This window comes from Arthrobacter halodurans (assembly GCF_041877255.1).
Lineage (GTDB): Bacteria > Actinomycetota > Actinomycetes > Actinomycetales > Micrococcaceae > Arthrobacter_N > Arthrobacter_N halodurans.
In genome coordinates, this window is sequence record NZ_JBHDLJ010000027.1 from 1 (window position 1) to 674 (window position 674).

At 76.1% G+C, this 674-nt stretch carries 1 protein-coding gene; it reads left to right on the plus strand.

The genetic code is table 11. From position 1 onward, the window contains the following. The coding region (locus ACETWP_RS17280) for a hypothetical protein (protein WP_373973530.1) at positions 1-674 on the plus strand (674 nt) is incomplete at both ends.

A 674-nucleotide genomic window follows, 5' to 3' on the forward strand; every position in this document is an offset into this window, starting at 1 on the left:
ACGATCAGGGTCGGCGGATGGATCCTCACCCCGGACCCCGACGCCGCGACCCGCAACCCCGGAACCCGCCTCGAGCACGCCGAGGCCCTCCGCCGCTTCGCCCAGGCCCGGACCCTGAACGCGATCACCGACCTCCACGACCACGCCCAACGCACCATGCCCCGCCACCTCGCGGACCTGAAGGCCGACCCCGGGATGGGCATCTCCGCCCGCACCGGAACCCTCGTGACCCGCCTGGGCACCGAGGCCGCGGTCGAGGAGATCTCCCTCGTCTTCGGCATCGCCCCGCACACCGCCGCACACGCCCTGCACCGCGCCGAGACCCTCGCCACCGACCTGCCCGAGGTCCTGCGCGCCCTGACCGAAGGGACCCTCGGGGCCGCGCACGCCGAGGTCATCGCGGACCAGGCCGGACGCATCACCGCCCGCCCCGTCCCCGCCCCGGACACCCCGGACCCCGCGGCCACCGAGGCGTGGGAGCGCGCGGTCGCCGCGGAGGAACGCGCCGCGCAGACCGCCCGCACCGAGCTCGGCCGCCGGCTCCTGGACTACGCCCCGGGACGGAACCCCGCCGCGGTCCGCGCGAAGGCCCGCCGCCTGCTCGAGGGCTACGACCCCGCGTCCTTCACCCGCCGCACGAAGGAGGCGCTCGAGAACCGGTACTTCCGTCTCGA